At 62.2% G+C, this 1,181-nt stretch carries 2 protein-coding genes and 1 pseudogene; all 3 read left to right on the top strand.

Features of this window, described 5'->3' with window-relative positions; all coding sequences use genetic code 11:
* A partial coding sequence (locus V6C16_RS13795) for a hypothetical protein (protein ID WP_333543498.1) occupies positions 1-189 on the top strand: 189 nt, incomplete at its 5' end.
* A gap of 7 nt (positions 190-196) precedes the next feature.
* Entirely contained in the window at positions 197-382 is a 186-nt protein-coding gene (locus V6C16_RS13790; protein WP_083577869.1) for a DUF2635 domain-containing protein, read from the top strand.
* Between the two features lie 3 nt (positions 383-385).
* Positions 386-1,181 (top strand): annotated as a pseudogene (locus V6C16_RS13785) (phage tail protein); the annotation flags it as partial.

Genomic DNA, 1,181 nt, shown 5'->3' with positions numbered 1-1,181 from the left:
ACGCTCCAGCCCGGCGGCTACCTGCCGCCGGACGGCCAGACTTTCCCCGGCGCTGCCAATGCCAACAATCCCGCGCCGCTGCCGGGTTTGAATTGCCTGCGGCTGCAATACTGGCTCAAGCCGCCGCAGGACATGGCTACAGACCCACCGGCAGCGGAAGATCACATAACCCTGCAAATCCAAGTGTGAGGACGCCATGCCCACCATGCTTACAGTCAAGGCCGCGCCCGGCCTCAAGGTGCCGCGCGAAGACAAGCCCACAGCGTATATTGACGATGCCGCCGCCGTGCAGGTGGCCGACAGCCCGTACTACCGCCGCCGCATAGTGGATGGCGATCTCGTACCCGAGGCGATCAAGCCGGGCAAAAAGACGAAGGAGTAACCAATGGCCAGCGCCAATATCTCGTTTGACAACCTCCCGGCCAGCATCCGCAAACCGGGTAAATATTTTGAAATCAATACCAGGCTGGCGGTGCGCACCCTTGCCACCAACGAACAGCGCGTGCTGATTGTAGCACAGAAACTGCCGGAATCCGCATCGCCTCTTGAGCCTGTGCAGATATTCGACGATGCCACGGCAGCAGCACTCTTTGGCTACGGCAGTCAGGCGCATACGATGGTCAGGGCCGCCATTACTGCCTATCCGTATATTGATCTCACCGTGCTGCCTGTGCCGCCGCATTCCGCAGGCATTGCCGCCAAAGGCACGGTCACCCTGTCCGGGCAGGCCACCAGCGCCGGGGTACTCAAGCTGTCGGTGGGCAATAGCTATGTTGCCGTTGCCGCCGGTTATCAGGATGCCGCCGCCGACACGCTGGCTGATCTTGTAGCGGCCATTAACGATGCGCAGGATTTGCCCGTCACTGCTGCCATCACCACGCCGGAGGACGGCACGCCTACCCTGACGCTTACCGCCAAAAACAAGGGTACTCTGGGCAATCGTATCGCCCTGGCCGTGTCCTGCACTGTGGCGGGGTACACTGCCGGCAAGACGGATATGGCAGGCGGCCAGCAAGACCCCGATCTTACAGACGCGCTGGCCGCTGTCTATGCGTCCAGCTACACTATTTACTGCGTACCCTTTGCAGCGCAGGAACAGCTTACGGCCCTGCGGGAACATCTGGAGGCGATCTCCGGCCCGCTGGAGCAGCGCCGCGCCACAGGCTGGACGGCCACCACGG

The organism is Desulfovibrio sp. 1188_IL3213, from assembly GCF_036763145.1.
Lineage (GTDB): Bacteria > Desulfobacterota > Desulfovibrionia > Desulfovibrionales > Desulfovibrionaceae > Desulfovibrio.
Note: the sequence above shows the minus strand (reverse complement) of the source record. Positions and strands in the feature narration are given on the sequence as shown.

Coding starts and splice junctions, on each gene's coding strand:
- V6C16_RS13790 (WP_083577869.1), top strand. CDS start 197: ATGCCCACCATGCTTACAGTCAAGGCCGCGCCCGGCCTCAAGGTGCCG.